The following is a 19,041-nucleotide window of genomic DNA, read 5'->3' on the forward strand; positions in this document are numbered from 1 at the left end:
TCTTTCTCCTTTTTCCCGTCGCGTTACCTCTCTGCGTTGCCTGTTTTCCGCCCGCATTCCGTGCCGTTTCGCGTGTCGGCGCGACGCAGCGTTGCTGATACAATTTCCCGATGACCTATCAAGTTCTCGCACGCAAGTGGCGTCCGAAGGATTTCGCTTCGCTCGTCGGCCAGGAGCACGTCGTCAGGGCGCTCACGCACGCGCTCGACGGCGGGCGTTTGCACCACGCGTATCTGTTTACCGGTACCCGCGGCGTCGGCAAAACGACGCTGTCGCGGATCTTCGCGAAAGCGCTCAACTGTGAAACCGGCGTCACGTCGCAGCCGTGCGGCGTGTGCCGCGCGTGCCGCGAGATCGACGAAGGCCGCTTCGTCGATTACGTCGAGATGGATGCCGCGAGCAACCGCGGTGTCGACGAAATGGCCGCGCTGCTCGAGCGCGCCGTGTACGCGCCCGTCGATGCGCGCTTCAAGGTCTACATGATCGACGAAGTGCACATGCTGACGAACCACGCGTTCAACGCGATGCTGAAGACGCTCGAGGAGCCGCCGTCGCACGTCAAGTTCATTCTCGCGACGACCGATCCGCAGAAGATTCCCGTCACGGTGCTGTCGCGCTGCCTGCAGTTCAACCTGAAGCAGATGCCCGCCGGGCATATCGTGTCGCACCTCGAGCACATTCTCGGCGAAGAGCGGATTGCATTCGAGCCGCAGGCGCTGCGCCTGCTCGCGCGCGCCGCGCAGGGCAGCATGCGCGACGCGCTGTCGCTGACGGACCAGGCGATCGCCTACTCGGCGAACGAGGTGACGGAGTCGGCCGTGTCGGGGATGCTCGGCGCGCTCGACCAGACCTACATGGTGCGCCTGCTCGACGCGCTCGCGGCCGGCGACGGCCCTGAAGTGCTCGCGATCGCCGACGAGATGTCGCTGCGCAGCCTGTCGTTCTCGACCGCGCTGCAGGATCTCGCGAGCCTGCTGCACCGGATCGCATGGGCGCAGTTCGCGCCGGGTTCGGTGCTCGACGAATGGCCGGAAGCGGCCGACCTGCGCCGTTTCGCGGATACGCTGACTCCGGAGCAGGTGCAGCTGTTCTATCAGATCGCGACGGTCGGACGCGCGGAACTGGGCCTTGGGCCGGATGAGTACGCGGGCTTCACGATGACGCTGCTGCGGATGCTCGCGTTCGAACCGGCCGCGAGCGCCGGCAGCGCGCCGGTTGGCCAGCCGTCGGCGCCGCGCGCCGTGCCGGGGCCGCGGGCGGCGATGCCGGTCGCAGCCGCGAAGGCGGCTTCGACGCCGCCGGCCGCCGCCGCGCCTGCTGCTTCACTTGTTCCCGTTGCTCCCGTTGCTCCCGCGCCGGTGGCGCGGCCGGCCGTTGCGGTGTCGCCGCAACCGGGCGACGATGCAGGCAAGCCGCCTGCCACTGTACCGGCGGCCACGCCGGACAGCGGCGCGCCGCAAGCCGTTGCCGCAATCGAAGCTGCTGCGAGCGGCGAACCGGTGGCTGTCGCGGCCGTGGTGACCGCTGTCGCAAAGGATGACGAACCAGCACCGCAGGCCGAGCCCGCGCCGCGTGCCGAGCCGGCCGAGCGTGCCGAAGCCGCCGCGCGCCCCGCATCGCGCACGGGTGGCGCGGCCGCTGCGCTCGACGTGCTGCGCAATGCCGGCATGCGCGTGTCGACCGATCGCACGCGCGCTGCCGCTGCCGCGAAGCCGGCTGCCCAGCCGGCCGCCGCAACGCCTGCCGCGCCGCGCCCGGCCGTGCCGGTGCCGACACCGCGCGCCGCATCCCGCGCGCCGCAGGCCGATACGCGCCAGGCGCCGCCGCCATGGGAAGACATTCCGCCGGACGATTACGTGCCGCTCAGCGCGGACGAGATGTTCGGCGGCCCGCCTGACGACGGTTTCGTCCCGGTGTTCGACAGCGGGCCGGACGACGTGCGCGTTGCACCGAAGCCGGCGGAATCGCGGCCGGCTGCGCCGGTCGACACGCGTGCGCTGCCACCCGCGATCGCGCTCGATCCGATCGGCTTCGACGGCGAATGGCCGGCGCTCGCCGCGCAACTGCCGCTCAAGGGCGTCGCGTACCAGCTCGCATTCAACAGCGAGCTGACGGCCGTCGACGCGACGACGCTCAAGCTGTCCGTGCCGGTGCCGCAATACGCGGACGCCGCGCAGGTCGCGAAACTGAAGGCTGCGCTCGCGGATGCGCTCGGCAAACCGGTCGACGTGGCAGTCGAAGTCGGGCCAGCACGGCGCACCGCGGCGGCGCTCGATGCGGCCGCGCGCGCGGCGCGCCAGCGCGAGGCGGAGCAGGAGATCCATGCGGATCCGTTCGTCCAGCAGCTCGTGCGCGAGTTCGGCGCGCGCATCGTCGAGGGCTCGGTGCGACCGCTCGCGGACGCCGCCGCGCCCGCGGACGGCGTGCCGCCGACGCTGCATTGAACTGACGGCGCGTCAACAGGCACAAACAGGCACAATTACGCTCACGTACACTGGCCGGCACGCGCCGCGTGCCGGCATTCACACGATCAAGAAGGAGTATTCCCATGTTGAAAGGCAACATCGCCGGACTGATGAAGCAAGCGCAGCAAATGCAGGAAAACATGAAGAAGATGCAGGAGCAGCTTGCGCAGATCGAGGTCGAAGGGCAATCGGGCGCGGGCCTCGTCAAGGTGACGATGACCTGCCGCAACGAAGTGCGCCGCGTGTCGATCGACCCGAGCCTGCTCGCGGACGACAAGGACATGCTCGAGGATCTCGTGGCCGCCGCGTTCAACGACGCCGTGCGCAAGGCCGAAGCGACGTCGCAGGAAAAGATGAGCGGCATGACGTCCGGCCTGCCGCTGCCGCCGGGCTTCAAGCTGCCGTTCTGAGCGCAGCGCCTGTTTTCGCTTCCGTCGACGCATGAAACAGCCGTCCGCCTTGTCCGCCCTCGTCGAAGCGCTGCGCGTGCTGCCCGGGGTCGGCCCGAAATCCGCGCAACGCATGGCGTACCACCTGATGCAGCACGATCGGGAGGGCGCGGAGCGGCTCGGCCGTTCGCTGCTGTTCGCGACCGAGCACCTGCAGCACTGCGAGAAGTGCAATACGTTCACGGAAGCGCAGATCTGCGAGGTCTGCAGCGACACGGAGCGTGACCCGACGCTGCTGTGCGTCGTCGAGACGCCCGCCGACCAGATCATGCTCGAGCAGACGATGACCTATCGCGGGCTGTATTTCGTGCTGATGGGGCGGTTGAGCCCGCTCGACGGCATCGGTCCGAAGGAAATCCATTTCGACCGCCTGGTGCGGCGCGCGTCGGACGGCATCGTCAAGGAGGTCGTGCTCGCGACCAACTTCACGAACGAAGGCGAGGCCACCGCCCACTATCTCGGCCAGACGCTGAAGGCGCGCGGGCTTGCGGTGACGCGCCTCGCGCGCGGCGTGCCGGTCGGCGGCGAACTGGAATACGTCGACGCGGGCACGATAGCACGCGCGATGCTCGACCGCCGCACGATGTAACGTTTCGGCCGCCGCCGTGCCGGCGATGCCGTTCCTCATGCCAGGGAGACACATGAGCACCAGCCAGGGCCCGCTCGCGGGCGTCAAAGTGCTCGAATTCGGTACGCTGATCGCGGGGCCCTTCGCGTCGCGTCTGTTTGCCGAATTCGGCGCGGAAGTCATCAAGATCGAGGATCCGAAAGGTGGCGACCCGCTGCGCAAGTGGCGCAAACTGCACCCGGAGGCGGGCGGCACGTCGCTGTGGTGGTCGGTCCAGGCGCGCAACAAGAAATCCGTCACGCTGAACCTCAAGTCGGACGCCGGCAAGACGATCGCGCGCCAGCTCGCGCGCGAAGCCGACATCGTGATCGAGAATTTCCGCCCCGGCCTGCTCGAGAAGCTCGGGCTCGGCTACGACGTGCTGTCGGCCGACAATCCCGGCCTCGTCATGGTGCGCCTGTCCGGCTACGGGCAGACGGGCCCGTATCGCGACCGGCCGGGCTTCGGCGCGATCGCCGAGTCGATGGGCGGGCTGCGCCACATCACCGGCTATCCGGAGCTGCCGCCGCCGCGCATCGGCATCTCGATCGGCGATTCGATCGCCGCGCTGCACGGCGTGATCGGCGCGATGATGGCGCTGCATCACCGTAACGTGAACGGCGGCGCGGGGCAGGTGGTCGACGTCGCGCTGTACGAGGCCGTGTTCAACATGATGGAAAGCGTCGTGCCGGAGTACGGCGTGTACGGCATGGTGCGCGAGCGCACTGGCGCGTCGCTGCCCGGCATCGTGCCGTCGAACACCTATGCGTGCCGCGACGGCAGCATCGTGATCGGCGGCAACAGCGATCCGATCTTCAAGCGGCTGATGAAAGCAATCGAGCGCGAGGATCTCGCCGACGATCCTGCGCTCGCGCACAACGACGGACGCGTGCCGCGCACGCAGGAAATCGACGCCGCGATCGCCGCATGGCTCGCGCCGCGTACGATCGACGCCGCGCTCGAGGTGCTCAATGCGGCGGACGTGCCGGCCGGGCGCATCTATAGCGTGGCCGACATGTTCAGCGATCCGCAGTTCGTCGCGCGGCAGATGATCCAGCGCTTCAGGCTCGCCGACGGCACCGAGATTCCGCTGCCGAACATCACGCCGAAGCTGTCCGGCACGCCGGGCGATACGCGCTGGCTCGGTCCGGCGCTCGGCGAGCACACCGACGAGGTGCTGGACGGCCTCGGCTACGACGCGCAGGCGATCGCCGCACTGCGCGACGCGGGCGCGATCTGACCGGAAAAGGCCGCCGCTCAACGTGGCGGTGCGCGGCGGAGCACGGCGCGCGAGCGCAGGTCGAGGGTGGCCGGACTGTCGCTCTCGCGCCATCTTTCCTCGGTTACAATCGCCGGATGCGAATCCTACTCAGCAACGACGACGGCTATCTCGCCCCCGGTCTCGCGGCGCTTCACGACGCGCTGCAGCCGCTGGCCGAGCTCACGGTGACGGCGCCCGAGCAGAACTGCAGCGGCGCGTCGAATTCACTGACCTTGTCGCGGCCGCTGTCGATCCAGCGCTCCGCGAGTACGGGTTTCTTCTATGTGAACGGCACGCCGACCGATTCCGTGCACATCGCGCTGACCGGCTTGCTCGACGCGAAGCCGGATCTCGTCGTGTCGGGGATCAACAACGGCCAGAACATGGGCGAAGACACGCTCTATTCGGGGACAGTTGCGGCGGCGACCGAAGGCATCATGTTCGGCGTGCCCGCGATCGCGTTTTCGCTGGTCGACAAGGACTGGGCGCATCTCGCCGATGCGGCGCGCGTCGCCGCCGAGATCGTGCAGCACTATCTCGCACATCCGTTGCCCGGCCATCCGTTGCTGAACGTCAATATTCCGAACTTGCCGTACGACGAGCTGAAAGGCTGGAAGGTCACGCGCCTCGGCAAGCGTCATCCGTCGCAGCCGGTGATCCGCGAGACCAATCCGCGCGGCGAGCCGATCTACTGGATCGGGCCGCCGGGCGCGGCGCTCGATGCGAGCGAAGGCACCGATTTCCATGCGGTCGCAAACGGTTTCGTGTCGATCACGCCGCTGCAACTCGATCTGACGCACACGCAAATGCTGTCCGCGACGCACGACTGGGCGCGCGCCGGAGGGCGCGCTTCATGAGCGGCGAGCGCGCGAAGCGGTTCCCGCTCGCGCTCGAGGATCTCAAGCGAGCGCCGCGCAAGGCCGAAGGGCGGACCGGCGAGCGCCACGCGGCGGGCGAGAGTGCGCGCCAGCGGGTGTCCGCCGGCGCGGCCGCGGGTGCGAACGACAATCGGCAGCCGCGCGGCGGCGCGAAGGCGCTCGCCGCGGCACCGGACAAGCCCGGCGCGTCCAGATCGGCCGGACCGACGCCGGTCGTACCGAAGCCGGCCGCGGCTGCGGCCGCGCCGAGCGCGCCGAAGCACGGCACGTCCAAGGCCGCTGTGCACAAGCCAGCGGTGCCCAAGCCGGCCGCCGCACCGAACGTCGCGCTCGCGGGCACCTTCGCGCTGACGTCGGAACGCGTACGCGAGCGGATGGTCGAACGACTGCGCGCGAACGGCGTGACCGACGCGCGTGTGCTGGAGGCGATGGCCGCGGTGCCGCGCCACATGTTCGTGGACCCGGGGCTCGCGACGCAGGCCTACGAGGATTCCGCGCTGCCGATCGGCCACCAGCAGACGATTTCGAAGCCGTCGGTCGTCGCGCGGATGATCGAGCTCGCGATGGCCGGCCGCACCCTCGAGCGCGTGCTGGAAATCGGCACCGGCTGCGGCTACCAGGCCGCCGTGCTGAGCCATGTGGCGCGCGACGTGTATTCGATTGAACGCATCAAGCCGCTCTACGAGCGCGCAAAGCTGAACCTGCGGCCGCTGCGCGTGCCGAACATCCGTCTGCATTACGGCGACGGGCGCGTGGGCCTGCCGTCCGCGGCGCCGTTCGACGCAATCGTGATTGCCGCGGCGGGGCTCGACGTGCCACAGGCGCTGCTCGAGCAGTTGACGATCGGCGGGCGCCTCGTCGCGCCGGTCGGCGCGCAGAGCGGGCAGCATCAGGTGCTCACGCTCGTCGAGCGCGTCGCGCACGCGCAGTGGCGGGAGTCGCGGCTTGATCGCGTTTTCTTTGTCCCTTTAAAATCCGGAGTAATTTGAAACCGATGAGTATGTTGCGCGCGATGCAAAACAACCGTTCCAAGGAACCGCTCACGCTCGCCCAGCGCGCGATCTGTGTGGCTGCGTTCACCACGCTACTGGCCGCCTGTGCAACGCGGCTCGACAACGCGCCCGTCGTCGACCGATCCGGTTCGCTCGGCACGACGCCCGCCGCACAGCCGGCGGTGCCGCTCGGCCCGCCGCCTCCGGGTTATTACCGCGTGAAGCCGGGCGACACGCTGTACCGGATCGCGCTCGAGAACGGGCAGAACTATCGCGACATCGCCGCGTGGAACAACCTGGCGAATCCGAATCAGATCGAGGTCGACCAGCTGCTGCGCGTTGCGCCGCCGAATGGCGCGGCAGTCGCGGGCGCGCCGGTGATGGGCGGTGCCGTCGCGACCGCGCCGCTCAGCAGCGGCCCGGCGACGCCGGGCGGCGCGTCGGCTGCGACCAACCCGTCGCCGGCCGCCGCATCGAGCGACACGCCGGCGGCGTCGAGCGGCCCCGTCACGTTCGCGTGGCCGGCGCGCGGCCCCGTGTTGAACAATTTCGACGACGCGAAGAACAAGGGTGTCAACATCGGCGGCAACGTCGGCGAGACCGTGAAGGCGGCCGCTGATGGTCGCGTCGTCTATGCGGGCAATAGCCTGCGCGGCTACGGCAACCTCATTATCATCAAACACGATGCAACTTACCTCACGGCATATGCACACAATCGCGCTTTGATGGTAAAAGAGGGGGACGCGGTGACGAAGGGGCAGAAGATCGCCGAGATGGGTAACAGCGATGCCGACCGCGTGATGCTGCATTTCGAGGTTCGCCGTCAGGGTAAACCTGTCGATCCGCTGAAGTATTTGCCGGCTCAATAACCGAGACGACCATGCCGAAATCGAAGCGCCACGATCCGCAAGCCGAGTCTGAGAAAGTCAGTCGCGCCACGCAAGCATCGGTGGAGCGTGCTGGCGCTTCGAAGGACGACGAAGAAGACGCCGCGGACAACGAACGCGAGTTCGAGACGCGCGACGCCGACTCGGATTCCGGCGAGGAAGAGCGCGACGGCAACGCGGAGGCGGCGCCCGATCTCGACGATTTCCGCGCGCTGCTGCAGGCGGAACTGACCGCCGACACGATCCAGCACTACCTGAACCGCATCAGCGTCAAGCCGCTGCTGACCGTCGAGGAAGAGCAGCGCTATTCCCGCCTCGCGAAGGCCGGCGAATTCGAGGCGCGGCAGGTGATGATCGAGCGCAACCTGCGGCTTGTCGTCAGCATTGCGAAGGGCTACCTGAATCGCGGCGTGCCGCTGCTCGACCTGATCGAGGAAGGCAATCTCGGCCTGATGCACGCGATCGAGAAGTTCGACCCGACGCGCGGTTTCCGCTTCTCGACCTACGCGACCTGGTGGATCCGGCAGAGCATCGAGCGGGCGATCATGAACCAGGCCCGCACCGTGCGCCTGCCGGTGCACGTGATCCGCGAACTCAACCAGGTGCTGCGCGCGAAGCGCCACCTCGAAAAGAACTCGATGTCGACGGGCGAGGCGGCCGAGCGCCGCGAAGCCAGCATCGACGACATCGCCTACCTCACCGGCAAGACCGCCGAGGAAGTGACCGACATCCTCGCGCTCAACGAACACACCGCGTCGCTCGACGCGCCGCTCGATCTCGATCCGGCGAGCAGCCTGCTCGATCTGCTGCCGGACGACCAGAGCCAGTCGCCGGACGCCGAAGTGCAGCACCGCGAGCTCGAGACGCTCACGCGCGCGTGGCTGTCGCGCCTGTCCGACAAGCACCGTCACGTGATCGAGCGCCGCTTCGGGCTGAACCATATCGAGCCCGCGACGCTCGAAGAGCTCGCCGACGAGATGGGATTGACGCGTGAGCGCGTGCGGCAGATCCAGCAGGAAGCGCTGGTGCGCCTCAAGCGGTTCTTCGCCTCCAATGGCGTTCGCAAGGACGCCGTTCTGTAACTGATGACTCCGATTCTGGTTTTTGACATCGAGACGATTCCCGATGTCGACGGCATTCGCCGTCTCGAAGATCTGCCTGCGACGCTCGACGATGCGGCGGTGGCCGAGCATGCGTTCGCCGCGCGCCGCGAGAAGACGGGCAGCGATTTCCTGCCGCACCATCTGCAGCGCGTCGCGGCGATTTCGTGCGTGTTCCGCGACAACAACGGTTTTCGCGTGCGCTCGCTCGGCACGCCGCAGGACAACGAGGCGACGCTGATCCAGTCGTTCTACCGCGTGATCGAGAAATACACGCCGCAGCTCGTTTCGTGGAACGGCGGCGGCTTCGACCTGCCGGTGCTTCATTACCGCGCGCTCGTGCACGGAATCCCTGCGATCCGCTACTGGGATCTCGGTGAGGACGATCGCGACTTCAAGTGGAACAACTACATCTCGCGCTATCACTCGCGGCACACCGACCTGATGGACGTGCTCGCGATGTACCAGGCGCGCGCGAACGCGCCGCTCGACGCGCTCGCGAAGCTGTGCGGGTTTCCCGGCAAGCTCGGAATGGACGGCGGCCAGGTCTGGACGGCGTTCCGGGACGGGCGTATCGACGAGATCCGCAACTACTGCGAAACCGATGTCGTCAACACCTATCTGCTCTATTGCCGGTTCCTGCTGATGCGCGGCGGCCTGACGCCGAGCGAGTACGCGGACGAAATCCTGCTCGTCAAGAACGCGCTTGCGCAGGAGCCCGCGCCGCACTGGGCCGAGTATCTGGCCGCATTCGCCGCTTAGTGCCAGTCAATTAATGCCCGTCAATTGAAGCCCGTCAATCCAGCTCGAGCACGATCGGCTGGTGATCGGACGCGCGCGTGTCGCCGTCGATCTCGCATCGGGTGACGCGCGGCAGCAGCGTGTCGGTGACGAACACGAAATCGCATGCGAGCGGCCCTTCGGACCACTGCACGGTGTCGTACACGCCGGCCGTCGGCGGCGGCGCGAGCCCCGGATGGCGCGCGATCCACGCATCGACGAAGCGCGGTGCGTCGTCGAGCGGTGCGATGAAGCGGCGATACGCGTCGCTGTCGTATGCGCTGTTGAAGTCGCCGCAGACGATCGCATCGCGCGGCTGCGCGGTCGTGCTGAACGGGCCATTCTCGTTCTCGGCCCGCGCGGGGCGATCGGCGTGCGCGCAGGCTTCGCGATGCCGGTCGCGCAGCGCATCGACCTGTGCGCGCCGCTGTCGCGCGGAATAATATTCGAGGTGCGTGGTCGTCACGCGCAGCGGGCCTGACGCAGTCGTCACCTCGACTTCGAGCGCGACGCGCGGCATCGATGGGGCGGCGTCGTCGGCCGGCCACGGCAGCAGGCGGCGCATCACGCGTCCGGCCGGCAGGCGCGTGGCGATCGCATTGCCGAACTGACGGCGCGGTGCGCCGGGCGTGGCGGGCGGCAGGTCGGCGCCAATCGCGTCGATGATCGTATAGTCGGGCAGCAGCGCGGCGAGCTCCGCGAACTGGTCGAGGCCAGGGTGGCCGGCCAGCGCGCCGAACCCGCGCGTGACTTCCTGCAGGCACAGCACGTCGAAGTCGCCGAGCTGGCGTGCGGTGGCAATCGTACGGGGGAGATCGACGACGCCGTCCGCGTCCCGACCCCATTGGATGTTCCAGTCGATCAGTCGCATGGCCGAATCTCCGGGGATATTTGGTCCGATGCAAAGCAGGCGAGACGCGATCCTTCGTCTACAATCTCGCCTTCTTCAACGTTTGTCAGGAAAAGCTGGTGTCTGAAGCTGCCCCCACTTCTGCGCGCAAGTTGAAAAGCGTGCCCGCCGCGCCCGATAGCGCCCCGGTTCTCGAGATCGAATCGCTCGACATGGAAGCGCGCGGTGTCGGCCGCGTGACGACCGAGGACGGCGAGCCGGGCAAGGTCATCTTCGTCGAGGGCGCGCTGCCCGGCGAGCGCGTGACCTATTCGAGCTACCGTCGCAAGCCGAGCTACGAGCAGGCGACGGTTGTCGATATTCTGCGCCCGAGCGTGATGCGCACGCAGCCGAAATGCAAGTTCTTCGGCACTTGCGGCGGTTGCTCGATGCAGCATCTCGACATGCGCGCGCAGGTGGCGATCAAGCAGCGCGTGCTCGAGGACAACCTGTGGCATCTCGCGAAGCTGCGCGCGGAGACGATGTTCTCGCCGATCCACGGCCCGTCGTGGGGCTATCGCTACCGCGCGCGCCTCACCGTGCGCAACGTCGTGAAGAAGGGCGGCGTGCTGGTCGGCTTCCACGAGAAGAAAAGCAGCTACGTCGCCGACATGACGAGCTGCGAGGTGCTGCCGCCGCACGTGTCGGCGATGCTCGTGCCGCTGCGCCGGATGGTCGAGGGCCTGTCGATCCGCGACCGCATGCCGCAGATCGAGCTCGCGGTCGGTTCGCAGGTCACGGCGCTCGTGCTGCGCGTGCTGGAGCCGATCAACGCGGCCGACGAAGCGCTGCTGCGCGCGTTCGCGGACGAGCACAACGTGCAGTTCTGGCTGCAGCCGAAGGGTCCGGACACGGTGACGCCGTTCTATCCGCTCGACGTGCCGCTCGACTATACGCTGCCCGAGTTCGGCATTCGCATGCCGTTCAAGCCGACCGACTTCACGCAGGTGAACCACCAGATCAACCGCGTGCTGGTGGGCCGTGCGCTGCGCCTGCTCGCGCCGTCGCGCGACGACCGCGTGCTCGACCTGTTCTGCGGGATCGGCAACTTCACGCTGCCGCTCGCGCGTCTCGCGCGCGAGGTGATGGGCATCGAGGGCAGCGACACGCTGACGACGCGCGCGCTCGCAAATGCGCGCGAGAACGGCGTCGACGGCCACACGACGTTCGCGTGCCGGAACCTGTTCGAGGTCACGGCCGACGACCTCCGCGCACTCGGCGCGTTCGACAAGTTCCTGATCGATCCGCCGCGCGAAGGCGCGCTCGCGGTGTCGAAGGCGCTCGCGGACATCGCGCAGAGCGGCGAAGGTCCGCTGCCGCGCCGGATCGTCTATGTGTCGTGCAACCCGTCGACGCTCGCACGCGACGCGGGCCTGCTCGTGCACGAGGCCGGCTACCGGCTGAAGGGCGCGGGCGTCGTCAACATGTTCCCGCACACGTCGCACGTCGAATCGATCGCGCTGTTCGAGCGCGACTGAGCGCGCCGGCGGCAGGCGTAAAAAAACCGGCCCGCGGGCCGGTTTTTTGCTGGTGTGCAGCGAACGTCAGTTGCGGTTGCCGCCGAAGATGCCGAGCAGCGCGAGCAGGTTCGTGAACACGTTGTACAGGTCGAGGTAAATCGCGAGCGTCGCGGTGATGTAGTTCGTCTCGCCGCCGTTCACGACGCGCTGGACGTCGAACAGCATGTATGCCGAGAAGATTGCGATCGCGAGCACCGACACGGTCAGCATCAGCGCGGGCAGCTGCAGGAAGATGTTCGCGACCGATGCCAGCAGGATCACGATCACGCCCATGAACAGCCACTTGCCGAGCCCGGAGAAGTCGCGCTTGCTGACGGTGGCGATCGTCGCCATCGCGGCGAAGATGACGCCGGTGCCGCCGAACGCGAGCATGATCAGCGACGGGCCGTTCGAGAAACCGAGGATGAAGCTGAGCAGGCGCGACAGCATCAGGCCCATGAAGAACGTGAAGCCGAGCAATACGAACACGCCGGCGGCGCTGTTCTTCGTGCGCTCGATCGCGAACATGAAGCCGAACGCGATCGCGAAGAACGCGAGGAGGCTCATCATCGGGCTGGTGGCGGCGAACAGCGAGAAGCCGGTCGCGACGCCGACCCACGCGCCCAGCACCGTCGGAACCATCGATAGCGCGAGCAGCCAGTAGGTATTGCGCAGCACGCGATTGCGAACCTCGACGGTGCTGACGGTGCCGCCGCGGCCGAAATTGTACGAGTCGTTCATGGTTTCTCCTAACATTGGACGCATGGGCGTCCGGGGCCGGTCTGGCGCGCGCGGTGTGCGGCGCAGCAAACCGGTGCAGCTATGGCTAAGATACGTTCCGCGCCGGGAGGTTTCAATGGCTGCCCGATGCAAAACGCATGCTGTTGGAACCTTACATGCGTGTAAGGGTTCAATCGCAATGATACACGGGATCGTGCTACAATAGCGGATTCATTTGGAAGTGTAACTTCTTAATTTCTTGGAGTTTTTATGGCAATCGAGCGCACCCTGTCGATCATCAAGCCGGATGCGGTGGCAAAGAACGTGATCGGCCAGATCTACAGCCGTTTCGAAGGCGCCGGCCTGAAGGTGATCGCTGCGCGCATGGCGCACCTGTCGCGTGCCGACGCTGAGAAGTTCTACGCTGTCCACGCAGAGCGTCCGTTCTTCAAGGACCTCGTCGAATTCATGATCTCGGGCCCGGTGATGATCCAGGTTCTCGAAGGCGAAGGTGCGATCCTGAAGAACCGCGACCTGATGGGCGCAACGGATCCGAAGAAGGCCGAAGCGGGCACGATCCGCGCCGACTTCGCGGACAGCATCGACGCGAACGCGGTGCACGGCTCGGACGCGCCGGAAACGGCAGCCGTCGAAGTCGCGTTCTTCTTCCCGGCAATGAACGTCTACTCGCGCTAAGCACTGACTGACATTCAGGGCAGGCAGGATTCAGCGCACGCGGCAAGGCAGGGCACCATGACGAGCGAAACTTCCGTCAATCTTCTCGACTTCGACGCCGAGGGCCTTGTCGCGTACTGCGGCAGCCTCGGCGAGAAGCCGTTCCGCGCCAAGCAGTTGCAGCGCTGGATCCACCAATATAACGCCGGCGATTTCGACGGCATGACCGATCTCGCGAAATCCCTGAGGGAAAAGCTCAAGGGCCGCGCGACGATCGCGATGCCGGATATCGCCAGCGATCACGTTTCCGCCGACGGCACGCGCAAGTGGCTGATCGACGTCGGAAACGGCAACGCGGTCGAAACCGTTTTCATCCCGGAAGAGACGCGCGGCACGCTGTGCGTGTCGTCGCAGGCGGGGTGCGCGGTCAATTGCCGCTTCTGCTCGACGGGCAAGCAGGGTTTCTCCCGCAACCTGTCGACAGGCGAAATCATCGGCCAGCTGCGGATGGCCGAATTTGCATTGCGTGCGTCGCTCGGGCGTGCGCCCGGCCCGAACGGCAAGGCCGAACGGGTGATCACCAACGTGGTGATGATGGGCATGGGTGAGCCGCTTCTGAATTACAGCGCGGTCGTGCCTGCGATGCGGCTGATGCTCGACGACAACGCGTACGGGCTGTCGCGCCGCCGCGTCACGCTGTCGACGTCCGGTGTCGTGCCGATGATGGACCGCCTCGGCGCCGAATTGCCGGTTGCGCTGGCCGTGTCGCTGCATGCGCCGAACGATGCGCTGCGCGACGAACTGGTGCCGCTCAACAAGAAGCATCCGCTTCGCGAGCTGATGGCCGCGTGCCAGCGCTATCTGAAAGTCGCGCCGCGCGACTTCATCACGTTCGAATACTGCATGCTCGACGGCGTCAACGACACCGAAGCGCATGCGCGTGAACTGCTCGCGGTGACGCGCGACGTCCCGTGCAAGTTCAATCTGATCCCGTTCAATCCGTTTCCGGAGTCGGGTCTTATCCGATCGAAGCCGGAGCAGATCAAGCGCTTTGCGCAGGTGCTCATCGACGCGGGTGTCGTCACGACGGTGCGCAAGACGCGCGGCGACGACATCGACGCCGCGTGCGGTCAGCTGGCAGGTACGGTGAAGGATCGCACGCGCCTCGCGGAACGGACGGGCGCAGCAGGGAAAATTATCGAGGTTCGGGCGATTTAACAGGGGCGCCTGGCTGGGGATGTCCGGACTTTTTGGCGGTACAACACGCGAATAGCGATCGGACGCGGCGCCAGGTGCGCCGCGCATGGCATGGACGGTCGCGGGCGCGGCGCCGGCAGGAGCCGGCAGCGCTCGCCAGTGAAGAAGAATCGACGCGAGGACAAGGATGAGTGAGCCGCAGCCGTCAAACGGCGCAGAGACGAACGCCGGCAAACCGGTAACGGCCGGACTGGAATCGCTGGCCGCCGTGGGAAGCCGGTTGGCGCAGCTTCGGGAGGCGCGGGGCTGGACGGTCGACGACGTGTCGGCGCGGCTCAAGGTCGCACCGCCGAAGCTGCGGGCGCTCGAGGCGGGCGACATCAGCCATCTGCCCGGCGTGACGTTCGCGCTCGGTGTCGTGCGCAGCTACGCGAAGATGCTCGGCGTCGATCCGGAGCCGTTCGCTCAGGCGCTGCGCCGCGAGCGCGGCGTGCCGGAGGTGGATCTGTCGATGCCGGCGGCGTCGGGGACGGATCTGCCGCGCGGGCGCGTGTCGATTCCGCTCGGCGGCCCGTCGCGACACCGTCCGTGGATGTGGGGGACCGCTGCCGCCGTCGTCGCGGTGATCGCCGCGGCGATGTGGCACACTGGCGGCGATTCGTCGAACTGGCTCGCCCGCTTCAAGGGCGGCGGCGCGCAGGGTGCGTCCGCTGCGCAGGCGTCTGCACCTATTGAAGCGGCGTCGTCCGTCGGCGAAGCGAGTGCGGTCGTCGCGTCGGCGTCAGCGGTCCATCAGGTTCCGGCCGCGGCGGCGACGTCGGGTGTCGCGGCGGCGGTGCCGCAAGCGGTGGCATCGGCTGCGCCGGCGGCGGTCGCGCCGGTGTCGCAGCCCGCGGCGATTGCGCCGGCAGCGAGCGCGGTGGCGGCAGCGGCCCAGCCGGCGAGCGTTGTCGTCGCGGCAGGCCAGTCGGTTCTTGAGCTGAAGGTCAAGCAGGACAGCTGGTTCAGCGTGCGCGACAAGAACGGCAAGGAACTGTTCTCGTCGCTGGTGCGCGCCGGCGAGACGAAGCAGGTCGCGGGTAACGGTCCGCTGAAGGTCACGATCGGCAACAAGGCGGGTCTGGACACGATCGCGTTCGACGGTAAACCCGTCGATCCGGCAAAATATTCGGCAGCGCGGGGGAACGTGGCGCGGTTCACGTTGCCCTGACGGCAAGCGCCGTGGCTAAGCGGGCACGGCGCTTTTTCAATTCATGTGCCGCGTTGCGGCGCATTCCGCGTAAATGGATCTATCGATGCAATCCGAAGCTCAATCCCCACGCAGCAGTCAGATTTGTTCAACCGAGCCGGTGTTCGGCGGGCATGCGCCGCGCCGCGTGTCGCATGCGGTGAATGTCCGTTGGGGCGGGCAGCTCGTGACGATCGGCGGCGATGCGCCGGTGCGCGTCCAGTCGATGACGAACACCGATACCGCGGACGCGATCGGTACGGCGATCCAGATCAAGGAGCTCGCGAACGCGGGCTCCGAACTGGTGCGCATCACGGTCAACACGCCCGAGGCGGCGGCCGCCGTGCCGGCGATCCGCGAGCAGCTCGACCGGATGGGCGTGACGGTGCCGCTCGTCGGCGACTTCCATTACAACGGCCACCTGCTGCTGCGCGACCATCCGGGCTGCGCGGAGGCGCTGTCGAAGTACCGGATCAACCCCGGCAACGTCGGCCATGGCGCGAAACGCGACACGCAGTTCGCGCAGATGATCGAAGCGGCGATCAAGTACGACAAGGCGGTGCGGATCGGCGTGAACTGGGGCAGCCTCGACCAGGACCTGCTCGCGCGGATGATGGACGAGAACGGTACGCGCGCGCAACCGTGGGATGCGCAGAGCGTGATGTACGAGGCGCTGATCCAGTCGGCGGTCGGCTCGGCCGAGCGCGCGGTCGAACTGGGTCTCGGCCGTGACCGCATCGTGCTGTCGTGCAAGGTCAGCGGCGTGCAGGACCTGATCGCCGTGTACCGCGAACTGGCGCGTCGCTGCGGCTTCGCGCTGCACCTCGGGCTGACCGAGGCGGGCATGGGCTCGAAGGGCATCGTCGCATCGACGGCGGCGCTCGGCGTGCTGCTGCAGGAAGGCATCGGCGACACGATTCGCATCTCGCTGACGCCGGAGCCGGGCGCGCCGCGCACGGGCGAAGTGGTGGTCGGCCAGGAAATCCTGCAGACGATGGGCATGCGCTCGTTCGCACCAATGGTGATCGCGTGCCCGGGTTGCGGCCGCACGACGAGCACGCTGTTCCAGGAGCTCGCGATGCAGATCCAGACCTACCTGCGCGAGCAGATGCCGGTCTGGCGCAAGACCTATCCGGGCGTCGAGACGATGAACGTCGCGGTGATGGGCTGCATCGTCAACGGCCCGGGCGAATCGAAGCACGCGAACATCGGCATCAGCCTGCCGGGTTCCGGCGAGAATCCGGCCGCGCCTGTCTTCATCGACGGCGAGAAGGTCAAGACGCTGCGCGGCGAACACATCGCAGAGGAATTCCAGCAGATCGTCAGCGATTACGTCGAACGCACCTATGGCCGCGCTGCGGCACTGAACTAATCCGTCAACACACACGATGACTGAACAAAAACGCAAGATCGAGAAGCTCACGGGCGTCAAGGGCATGAACGACATCCTCCCGCAGGATGCCGGCCTGTGGGAATTCTTCGAAGCCACCGTGAAGTCGCTGCTGCGCGCCTACGGCTACCAGAACATCCGCACGCCGATCGTCGAGCACACGCAGCTCTTCACGCGCGGCATCGGCGAAGTCACGGACATCGTCGAGAAGGAGATGTACAGCTTCACCGACTCGCTGAACGGCGAGCACCTGACGATGCGCCCGGAGAACACGGCCGCCGTCGTGCGTGCTGCGATCGAGCACAACATGCTGTACGACGGCCCGAAGCGCCTGTGGTACATCGGCCCGATGTTCCGTCACGAGCGTCCGCAGCGCGGCCGCTACCGCCAGTTCCACCAGGTCGGCGTCGAGGCGCTCGGTTTCGCGGGCCCGGACGCGGACGCGGAAATCATCATGATGTGCCAGCGGCTGTGGGACGACCTCGGCCTGATGGGCATCAAGCTCGAGATCAATTCGCTCGGTCTCGCGGAAGAGCGCGCAGCGCACCGCGTCGAGCTGATCAAGTATCTCGAGCAGCACGTCGACGCGCTGGACGCCGAAGCGCAGCGCCGCCTGTATACGAACCCGCTGCGCGTGCTCGACACGAAGAACCCGGCGCTTCAGGAGATCGCGCAGAACGCGCCGAAGCTGATCGACTTCCTCGGCGACGAATCGCGTGCGCACTTCGAAGGGCTGCAGCGCCTGCTGAAGGCGAACAACATTCCGTTCACGATCAACCCGCGTCTCGTGCGTGGCCTCGACTACTACAACCTGACCGTGTTCGAGTGGGTGACCGACAAGCTCGGCGCGCAGGGCACGGTGGCAGCCGGCGGCCGCTACGATCCGCTGATCGAGCAGCTCGGCGGCAAGCCGACCGCCGCGTGCGGCTGGGCAATGGGCGTCGAGCGCATTCTCGAGCTGCTGAAGGAAGAGCAGCTCGTGCCCGAGCAGGACGGCGTCGACGTGTACGTCGTGCACCAGGGCGAAGCGGCGCGCGAGCAGGCGTTCATCGCGGCCGAGCGGCTGCGTGACACGGGCCTCGACGTGATCTTCCACTGCAGCGCGGATGGCGCGCCGGCGAGCTTCAAGTCGCAGATGAAGCGTGCCGATGCGAGCGGCGCCGCATTCGCGGTGATCTTCGGCGAAGAGGAGATCGCGAACGGCACGGTGGGCGTGAAAGCGCTGCGCGGTGTCGGCGAGGAAGGGGAAAAGAACGTTCAGCAGACCGTACCGGTCGAAAGCTTGACCGAATTCCTAATCAATGCGATGGTTGCATCCGCCGAAGACGGCGACGACTGATCGCGCTGGCGTCCGCTCGACAACAAAGGCCTGAACAGGAAGGAATCGCTCGCCGATGAGTTACCACGACGAACAAGAATCGATTGAAAGCCTCAAGGCGTGGTGGGCCCGCTGGGGCAACCTCGCCACGTGGATCGTCCTCGCGGCGCTCGTCGTCGCGGCCGGTTTCAACGGCTGGAATTACTGGCAGCGTCGTCAGGCCGCCGAGGCGTCCGGCCTGTACGAGCAGGTGCAGAAGGCCGCCGCGGCGAACGACAAGACGACGATGGCCCGCGCCGCCACCGACATGGAAGACAAGTACGGCAGCACGCCGTATGCGCAGATGACGGCGCTCGCGGCCGCGAAGGTGCTGTACGCCGCAGGCGATGTCGCCGGTGCGAAGGCGCAGCTGCAATGGGCGGCCGATCACGCGAAGGACGACGAGTACAAGCAGATCGCGAAGCTGCGCCTCGCGTCGCTGCTGCTCGACGAGAAGGCGTACGACGCGGGGCTCGCGCTGCTGTCGGGTACGCCGGTCGATGCGTTCAAGGGTCTCGTGGCCGATCGCCGTGGCGATCTGCTCGCCGCGCAAGGCAAGACCGACGACGCGCGCGCCGCGTACAAGCTCGCGCTCGACGGCCTGCCGAAGGAAGACCAGTCGGCGCGCCAGCTCGTGCAGTTCAAGCTGGACGCGCTCGGCGGCTGA

The 19,041-nt window shown here is 67.1% G+C and carries 18 protein-coding genes; 16 read left to right on the plus strand and 2 right to left on the minus strand.

The features are described 5' to 3' along the window. Positions 1-110: 110 nt before the first annotated feature. The 9 genes from dnaX to DID96_RS24940 all read left to right on the plus strand — a co-directional run bounded on the left by dnaX (position 111) and on the right by DID96_RS24940 (position 9,401). Positions 111-2,444, plus strand: coding sequence for a DNA polymerase III subunit gamma/tau (dnaX, locus tag DID96_RS24900; RefSeq protein ID WP_124601919.1), 2,334 nt, complete (start codon positions 111-113; stop codon positions 2,442-2,444). Positions 2,445-2,548: 104 nt separating this feature from the next. Then, positions 2,549-2,875: a YbaB/EbfC family nucleoid-associated protein gene (locus tag DID96_RS24905; RefSeq protein ID WP_009692958.1), complete on the plus strand. Its 327-nt coding sequence runs from the start codon at positions 2,549-2,551 to the stop codon at positions 2,873-2,875. Positions 2,876-2,906: 31 nt separating this feature from the next. Then, positions 2,907-3,503 (plus strand): recombination mediator RecR, encoded by a 597-nt coding sequence (recR, locus tag DID96_RS24910; RefSeq protein ID WP_010092235.1) that lies wholly within the window; start codon positions 2,907-2,909, stop codon positions 3,501-3,503. A 52-nt stretch (positions 3,504-3,555) separates the two neighbouring features. Next, the gene (locus DID96_RS24915; RefSeq protein WP_124601920.1) at positions 3,556-4,761 is read left to right on the plus strand and encodes a CaiB/BaiF CoA-transferase family protein; all 1,206 of its coding nucleotides are present in this window, start codon (positions 3,556-3,558) and stop codon (positions 4,759-4,761) included. Between the two features lie 116 nt (positions 4,762-4,877). Then, positions 4,878-5,639 (plus strand): 5'/3'-nucleotidase SurE, encoded by a 762-nt coding sequence (gene surE / locus DID96_RS24920; RefSeq protein WP_124601921.1) that lies wholly within the window; start codon positions 4,878-4,880, stop codon positions 5,637-5,639. Then, positions 5,636-6,649 carry a protein-L-isoaspartate(D-aspartate) O-methyltransferase gene (locus DID96_RS24925; RefSeq protein ID WP_124601922.1) on the plus strand — a complete coding sequence of 338 codons (1,014 nt, stop codon included), beginning with the start codon at positions 5,636-5,638 and terminating at the stop codon, positions 6,647-6,649. The genes surE and DID96_RS24925 overlap by 4 nt, the downstream gene beginning before the upstream one ends. Before the next feature lie 5 nt (positions 6,650-6,654). Further along, complete coding sequence (locus tag DID96_RS24930; RefSeq protein ID WP_124601923.1) at positions 6,655-7,521, plus strand: peptidoglycan DD-metalloendopeptidase family protein; 867 nt, start codon at positions 6,655-6,657, stop codon at positions 7,519-7,521. 11 nt (positions 7,522-7,532) lie between these two features. Further along, positions 7,533-8,621, plus strand: coding sequence for an RNA polymerase sigma factor RpoS (rpoS, locus tag DID96_RS24935; RefSeq protein ID WP_124601924.1), 1,089 nt, complete (start codon positions 7,533-7,535; stop codon positions 8,619-8,621). Between the two features lie 3 nt (positions 8,622-8,624). Next, the gene (locus DID96_RS24940) at positions 8,625-9,401 is read left to right on the plus strand and encodes a 3'-5' exonuclease (RefSeq protein ID WP_124601925.1); all 777 of its coding nucleotides are present in this window, start codon (positions 8,625-8,627) and stop codon (positions 9,399-9,401) included. Between the two features lie 34 nt (positions 9,402-9,435). Here the strand turns inward: DID96_RS24940 and DID96_RS24945 are convergent, their stop codons facing one another. Beyond that, positions 9,436-10,290, minus strand: a complete 855-nt coding sequence (locus DID96_RS24945) for an endonuclease/exonuclease/phosphatase family protein (protein ID WP_124601926.1) — start codon at positions 10,288-10,290, stop codon at positions 9,436-9,438. A gap of 98 nt (positions 10,291-10,388) precedes the next feature. Here DID96_RS24945 and rlmD point away from each other — a divergent pair, with 98 nt between their 5' ends. Next, positions 10,389-11,786: a 23S rRNA (uracil(1939)-C(5))-methyltransferase RlmD gene (gene rlmD / locus DID96_RS24950; protein WP_185732350.1), complete on the plus strand. Its 1,398-nt coding sequence runs from the start codon at positions 10,389-10,391 to the stop codon at positions 11,784-11,786. Positions 11,787-11,852: 66 nt separating this feature from the next. On the opposite strand, the gene DID96_RS24955 is transcribed toward rlmD, so the two are convergent. Further along, complete coding sequence (locus tag DID96_RS24955) at positions 11,853-12,548, minus strand: Bax inhibitor-1/YccA family protein (RefSeq protein ID WP_124601927.1); 696 nt, start codon at positions 12,546-12,548, stop codon at positions 11,853-11,855. Between the two features lie 249 nt (positions 12,549-12,797). Between DID96_RS24955 and ndk the strand changes: the two genes are divergently transcribed. The 6 genes from ndk (at position 12,798) to DID96_RS24985 (ending at position 19,041) form a co-directional block, all read left to right on the plus strand. Further along, the gene (gene ndk / locus DID96_RS24960) at positions 12,798-13,223 is read left to right on the plus strand and encodes a nucleoside-diphosphate kinase (protein WP_124601928.1); all 426 of its coding nucleotides are present in this window, start codon (positions 12,798-12,800) and stop codon (positions 13,221-13,223) included. Positions 13,224-13,280: 57 nt separating this feature from the next. Beyond that, positions 13,281-14,420: a 23S rRNA (adenine(2503)-C(2))-methyltransferase RlmN gene (gene rlmN, locus DID96_RS24965; RefSeq protein WP_124601929.1), complete on the plus strand. Its 1,140-nt coding sequence runs from the start codon at positions 13,281-13,283 to the stop codon at positions 14,418-14,420. 166 nt (positions 14,421-14,586) lie between these two features. Continuing rightward, entirely contained in the window at positions 14,587-15,609 is a 1,023-nt protein-coding gene (locus DID96_RS24970) for a helix-turn-helix domain-containing protein (protein WP_124601930.1), read from the plus strand. An 85-nt stretch (positions 15,610-15,694) separates the two neighbouring features. Continuing rightward, positions 15,695-16,999: a flavodoxin-dependent (E)-4-hydroxy-3-methylbut-2-enyl-diphosphate synthase gene (gene ispG, locus DID96_RS24975; protein ID WP_124601931.1), complete on the plus strand. Its 1,305-nt coding sequence runs from the start codon at positions 15,695-15,697 to the stop codon at positions 16,997-16,999. 16 nt (positions 17,000-17,015) lie between these two features. Further along, complete coding sequence (gene hisS / locus DID96_RS24980) at positions 17,016-18,356, plus strand: histidine--tRNA ligase (RefSeq protein ID WP_124601932.1); 1,341 nt, start codon at positions 17,016-17,018, stop codon at positions 18,354-18,356. Between the two features lie 55 nt (positions 18,357-18,411). After that, on the plus strand, positions 18,412-19,041 hold the full coding sequence (locus DID96_RS24985) for a tetratricopeptide repeat protein (protein WP_124601933.1): 630 nt from the start codon (positions 18,412-18,414) through the stop codon (positions 19,039-19,041).

Origin of the sequence: Burkholderia sp. Bp8963 (assembly GCF_003854275.1) — a bacterium.
In the GTDB taxonomy this organism is placed as follows: Bacteria; Pseudomonadota; Gammaproteobacteria; order Burkholderiales; family Burkholderiaceae; genus Burkholderia.

Coding starts and splice junctions, on each gene's coding strand:
- dnaX (WP_124601919.1), top strand. CDS start 111: ATGACCTATCAAGTTCTCGCACGCAAGTGGCGTCCGAAGGATTTCGCT.
- DID96_RS24905 (WP_009692958.1), top strand. CDS start 2,549: ATGTTGAAAGGCAACATCGCCGGACTGATGAAGCAAGCGCAGCAAATG.
- recR (WP_010092235.1), top strand. CDS start 2,907: ATGAAACAGCCGTCCGCCTTGTCCGCCCTCGTCGAAGCGCTGCGCGTG.
- DID96_RS24915 (WP_124601920.1), top strand. CDS start 3,556: ATGAGCACCAGCCAGGGCCCGCTCGCGGGCGTCAAAGTGCTCGAATTC.
- surE (WP_124601921.1), top strand. CDS start 4,878: ATGCGAATCCTACTCAGCAACGACGACGGCTATCTCGCCCCCGGTCTC.
- DID96_RS24925 (WP_124601922.1), top strand. CDS start 5,636: ATGAGCGGCGAGCGCGCGAAGCGGTTCCCGCTCGCGCTCGAGGATCTC.
- DID96_RS24930 (WP_124601923.1), top strand. CDS start 6,655: ATGAGTATGTTGCGCGCGATGCAAAACAACCGTTCCAAGGAACCGCTC.
- rpoS (WP_124601924.1), top strand. CDS start 7,533: ATGCCGAAATCGAAGCGCCACGATCCGCAAGCCGAGTCTGAGAAAGTC.
- DID96_RS24940 (WP_124601925.1), top strand. CDS start 8,625: ATGACTCCGATTCTGGTTTTTGACATCGAGACGATTCCCGATGTCGAC.
- DID96_RS24945 (WP_124601926.1), bottom strand. CDS start 10,290: ATGCGACTGATCGACTGGAACATCCAATGGGGTCGGGACGCGGACGGC.
- DID96_RS24955 (WP_124601927.1), bottom strand. CDS start 12,548: ATGAACGACTCGTACAATTTCGGCCGCGGCGGCACCGTCAGCACCGTC.
- ndk (WP_124601928.1), top strand. CDS start 12,798: ATGGCAATCGAGCGCACCCTGTCGATCATCAAGCCGGATGCGGTGGCA.
- rlmN (WP_124601929.1), top strand. CDS start 13,281: ATGACGAGCGAAACTTCCGTCAATCTTCTCGACTTCGACGCCGAGGGC.
- DID96_RS24970 (WP_124601930.1), top strand. CDS start 14,587: ATGAGTGAGCCGCAGCCGTCAAACGGCGCAGAGACGAACGCCGGCAAA.
- ispG (WP_124601931.1), top strand. CDS start 15,695: ATGCAATCCGAAGCTCAATCCCCACGCAGCAGTCAGATTTGTTCAACC.
- hisS (WP_124601932.1), top strand. CDS start 17,016: ATGACTGAACAAAAACGCAAGATCGAGAAGCTCACGGGCGTCAAGGGC.
- DID96_RS24985 (WP_124601933.1), top strand. CDS start 18,412: ATGAGTTACCACGACGAACAAGAATCGATTGAAAGCCTCAAGGCGTGG.